Consider the following 3,880-nt stretch of genomic DNA (forward strand, 5'->3'; position numbering starts at 1 on the left):
ATCGGCCGGTTCCTCGGCCGTAAGGTCGCTGCGCCCGCCGACGTGACCCGTGCCGAGGCTATCCGGCTGCTCGCCCACCTCGAGAGCGATCCGCCCGCCGAGCCTGCCTCGCCGGTCGCGGAAAAGTGGGAGCGCGCGAGGGCGCTGCTCGACCAGCTCGGCGCCGACACCGACGAGAAGAAACTCATGTTTCCGCGGAAGTTCCTCGAGCGCGACGACCTGACCGACCCGCTCACCCTGACCGAGGCCGACATGGACGCGGTGCTCGCTGAGCTCGAGCAGCTGCGCGCCGACGAGCAGGCCGCGGGCAACGCCGAGGGTGCGGGAGCGGGCGAATGACCGACCACCGTATCGCCGCGCTCAAGGCCCTCGGCTACATCCCGCAAGCCCAGGACGAAGCCCGGCACACTGCGCTCGCCAGCGAGGCGACCGCGCACGCCTTGCTCGCCATCGAGGCCCGGCTCGGCGAGCTCGCCGAGGAGCAGCGCGCCGCGACCCTGCTCGCCGGGTCGGCCTACGGCATGACCGATCCGGGATTCGTCCGGCGACTCGTCGAGCGCAAGCACGGGCAGATGGCCGACGCGGCGATCGACGAGCCGACCATCACGATCAACGTCGCCGAAGGCATGACGCCCGAGCAGGTCGAGGCAGTGATCGAGGCCGTCCGCGAGCGGCTCAACGCCAGCATGGTCAGGGGCCGGTGATGCACGAGAGCGTCATCGTCGGCACCGGCGATTTCCGGCAGGCCCTTACCTCGGTGCGAGTGCACGCGTCCGCCGACAAGGAGTCGCCCGCGGTGCATCGCGTGCGGCTCCAATTCGGTCGCCAGCATGTGACCGTGAGCGCGACAGACCGGTTCACGTGCGCACTCTCGATCGTGTCCCTGTGGGGCGATGCGCCGCCCGGCGGGTACCGCGTCATCGGCGTCGAGCTGCTGCCCGACGACGTGGCGAAAATCCTGTCGATCTTCAAGGGCGGCAAGGAAACGGTCGGCGAGGGAGTCTCGCCGGAGAACCTGCTGCGCCTGGAGGTGCTCGATGAGCACCTACGGATCACCGACTGTTCGGGCATGATTGACGGCCGCGCGCTGCAGCTCCCGCGGCTGTCGACTGAGGATTCGGCGCTCGCGGCCGTCGCCCAGCAGATCGAGGCCGTGCACCAGTCGCCGCACCGCACCATCGACGACATGGCGGTGTCGGGCGACATGATCGCCAGATTCCGCGAGGCTTCCCGGGCGTACGGCGCGCCCCTGCTGATCGAGGGCAGGGGAGTGCGGTCGCCAGCGCTGCTCGTCCGGTGCGGCGAGAGCTTCCTCGGCATCATGGCGTCGCGCGAGCTCACTCCCGAACGCCGCGAGCGCGTCGACGAGTTCGTCGCGGGATGGGCGAACCGCCTGCCCGGCATCGTCTTCGAGGCCCGCACGATCGAGGCCGAGCACGACGAGGCCGAGTTATGACCCTGCCGGAGCCGCTACCGGCCGAGGAAGCAACCCGCGTCCTCCGGGAGGCGGCTCGGTACACGGCTGTCGTGCTGCTCATCGGGAACGACCCGGACGATCCCGAGTCGCTGTTCATCGACGAGGTTCGCAACCCGTCGCGCGAATTGGCCGACCGCGAACTTGCCGAGTCCTTGCGCCAGTTCGCCGACCGGCTCGATGCCCGAGCGCAACAGGCCGGGCAGTGATACCCGCGCCGGATGCCATATCCGAACTGGACGCCCGCCGCTCGTGGACGTTCTTCCTATCGACCGTGTGGAGGCGCGTGGTGGATTCAATTGTGGGCAGCACGCGCGAGCTGATGCCGGTCGACACGTTCGAGTGGCAACGCATCCTACGACGCGTCCAGATCGCAGCCAGTGCAAAGCATTTGGGACTGACGATGTCCACGTACGCGAACGCGGACGGGTCGCACATCGTTGCGGGCGTCGAGCGCCTGGCGCGCGTGATGTGCGTGTCCGAGCCGACCGTGAAACGGGGCCTCGCCGAGCTGCGTCGCGTGGGCCTGGTCGAGCGCGTGAAGCAGGGCAACCGACATGCCAAGAAGTCGGACGAGTACCGGCTCACGATGCCGTCGGACGTGCTCGATTTGCCGATGCTCGACCCGGACGAGCAGGCGGTGTCTGGGGGTCACTCATGATCCGCAGACATCGCGCCGCCGTCGCAACTCTGGGTATCGCCGGTGATCCGTGGACTTATCCACAGGGCGGCGGTCTGGGTATCGCCAGTGATCCCCGGAGTTATCCACAGGGCGAAAGTCTGGGTATCACAGGTGATCCCGAGACATCGGCCCGCGGCGGAAGTCTGGGGATCATCCACGAAAAGTCTGGGGATCATCCACGGCAAGTCTGGGGATCACCGGTGATACGCCACCAACCCATACCAACCATTACCAACCAAACCCGCCGCGTAGCTGACTTCACGACGCAACTCACGACCGCGCGAGCGGAGGTGTGGAATTCATGACCCTCGATCGCACCGGCGCAGAGCTCGAACCCGAAGACGAGTCGGCGCCGTGGCATGACCCCCGATGCCGCGGGGGATGGCTCGGCCACGACGACGAGCTCCGCCCGATCCCGTGCCCCGTGTGCAAGCCATGGACTCGCGGCGAACGACGCGAGATCTACCAGTCCGTCCCGAGCCTGCGAGCGCAGCAGGCCATCGCAGCAGCAGAACGCAAGGAGCGTGAACGATGACTCGCACGTTTGAATTCCACAGGGACACAGACATTTCCGGCGTCAGCGGTACCGGAGTCGTCGCCGACGGAATCGTTTTCGATGACGGGCACGTCGCGCTCCGCTGGCGCGGTGAGCGCCGGTCGACCGTCACATGGTCGTCGATCGAGGACGCCATCGCCGTGCACGGCCACGACGGCAAGACCCGCCTCGTGTGGACCGACCAGGGCGCCGAGCCGACCCCCGACCACGGCCCCACCACGCTGCCGCCGACTGCCCGGTGTCGCTCGTGCCGCGCCCTTATCGCGTGGCGCCGCACCCCGACCGGCAAGCGAATCCCGCTCGACCCGATGGCCGAGCTGCACGGCAATGTCGTCGTCGATGGCGACGTGGCCTCCGCGCTGTCGGCGGACGCGCTCGGCGAGCTCGGCGACGAGGTGCCGCGCTATGTCTCCCACTTCGCCACCTGCCCGGATGCCGGGCAGTGGCGCACCAAGGGGACCGACCGTGGCTGACCGCGCCCGCGACCACATCGACGACCTCGTCGACTGGCAACTCAGCAGGGGCCGCGCCCGCGGCGACGACATCCCGTCACCGTTCGAGGGCCCGCGAACGGACCTGTCCCGGCCCGGCCTGCTCGGCCTGATTTGCGACGCCATCGGCGCCCTCGTGGGCAGGAGGACCGCCCGTGCCTGACCAGCACGCCGAGACGCTGTTCGTTTCGGGCCAACCCGCGCCGCAAGGGTCCAAGGACTACAAGGGCCGCAACGCCCGTGGCAAGGCGATCCTCGTCGAGTCCGCGGCCGGACTGCCTGACTGGCGTGCCCGTATCGCGTGGACTGCGCACGAGCGCGGTTGGCGGCCGACCGGCGGCCCGTTCGCCGCCGACCTCGTGTTCGTCATGCCTCGTCCTAAGGGGACGCCCGCGGCTACGCCTGCGGCCGTGAAAAGGCCCGATGCCGACAAGCTCGCGCGGGCCGTCCTCGACGCACTGACCGGCGTTGCCTGGGCCGACGATTCGCAAGTCGTCGACCTGCGCTCGCGTAAGCGCCTCGCCGAGCCGGGCGAGGCCACCGGCGTGCACATGACGCTCACCCGATTGGAGGTCTGATCGATGGCCAATGGCACGGCGTGCGGCATCTGCACGCGCCTCGTCGGCGACAAACTCGCGCTCTGCGAGGAGTGCGGCCGGACACTCGTCGAGGCACTG

8 protein-coding genes are annotated in these 3,880 nt (G+C 68.9%); all 8 read left to right on the forward strand.

The annotated features are described in order from the left end of the window. A partial coding sequence (locus NNI01S_RS35180; protein WP_169812916.1) for a hypothetical protein occupies nt 1-339 on the forward strand: 339 nt, incomplete at its 5' end. Then, nucleotides 336-704 carry a hypothetical protein gene (locus NNI01S_RS02695; protein ID WP_063017155.1) on the forward strand — a complete coding sequence of 123 codons (369 nt, stop codon included), beginning with the start codon at nt 336-338 and terminating at the stop codon, nt 702-704. The genes NNI01S_RS35180 and NNI01S_RS02695, both read left to right, overlap by 4 nt. Nucleotides 705-796: 92 nt before the next feature. After that, nucleotides 797-1,456 (forward strand): hypothetical protein, encoded by a 660-nt coding sequence (locus NNI01S_RS02700; RefSeq protein WP_157114567.1) that lies wholly within the window; start codon nt 797-799, stop codon nt 1,454-1,456. Then, nucleotides 1,453-1,683: a hypothetical protein gene (locus tag NNI01S_RS02705; RefSeq protein WP_063017159.1), complete on the forward strand. Its 231-nt coding sequence runs from the start codon at nt 1,453-1,455 to the stop codon at nt 1,681-1,683. The genes NNI01S_RS02700 and NNI01S_RS02705 overlap by 4 nt, the downstream gene beginning before the upstream one ends. An 80-nt stretch (nt 1,684-1,763) precedes the next feature. Next, nucleotides 1,764-2,135 carry a helix-turn-helix domain-containing protein gene (locus NNI01S_RS02710; RefSeq protein WP_156511125.1) on the forward strand — a complete coding sequence of 124 codons (372 nt, stop codon included), beginning with the start codon at nt 1,764-1,766 and terminating at the stop codon, nt 2,133-2,135. A 552-nt stretch (nt 2,136-2,687) separates the two neighbouring features. Beyond that, on the forward strand, nt 2,688-3,185 hold the full coding sequence (locus NNI01S_RS35660) for a hypothetical protein (protein WP_063916149.1): 498 nt from the start codon (nt 2,688-2,690) through the stop codon (nt 3,183-3,185). Continuing rightward, nucleotides 3,178-3,366: a hypothetical protein gene (locus NNI01S_RS02725; protein WP_063017165.1), complete on the forward strand. Its 189-nt coding sequence runs from the start codon at nt 3,178-3,180 to the stop codon at nt 3,364-3,366. The genes NNI01S_RS35660 and NNI01S_RS02725 overlap by 8 nt, the downstream gene beginning before the upstream one ends. Further along, nucleotides 3,359-3,781: a RusA family crossover junction endodeoxyribonuclease gene (locus NNI01S_RS02730; RefSeq protein ID WP_063017167.1), complete on the forward strand. Its 423-nt coding sequence runs from the start codon at nt 3,359-3,361 to the stop codon at nt 3,779-3,781. The genes NNI01S_RS02725 and NNI01S_RS02730 overlap by 8 nt, the downstream gene beginning before the upstream one ends. Nucleotides 3,782-3,880: the final 99 nt, after the last annotated feature.

Source organism: Nocardia niwae NBRC 108934 = DSM 45340 (assembly GCF_001613465.1).
Lineage (GTDB): Bacteria > Actinomycetota > Actinomycetes > Mycobacteriales > Mycobacteriaceae > Nocardia > Nocardia niwae.